General features: G+C 52.4%; 1 pseudogene. It reads left to right on the top strand.

Features of this window, described 5'->3' with window-relative positions:
* Window positions 1–267 (top strand): annotated as a pseudogene (locus ACTHS3_RS17990) (recombinase); the annotation flags it as partial.

Below are 267 nucleotides of genomic sequence, written 5' to 3'. Positions count from 1 at the left end.
AAACAAGACGAAGAACTTGCAAAAAATTTCAGCGGACGCTTCTACCACTGGCTCTCGCAAGTCCACATCTATCCCGCGCTGATCAAACTCGGCATCTTCTCGCGCCACAGCTTTACCCGCGAGATGGGCATACGCATCTACGAACGCTTCAGCCCGTCCTATAAGGACTTTGCCAACCTGCGCGAAGTGTTCCTCTACCTGTTCCACTCCGAAAACGACGACAAATGGCTGCAAACTCTCAGCATCCGCCAATGGTTGAGCCTGTAC

The organism is Neisseria sp. P0009.S007, assembly GCF_051962515.1.
This window is presented reverse-complemented; position numbering and strand designations above follow the sequence as displayed.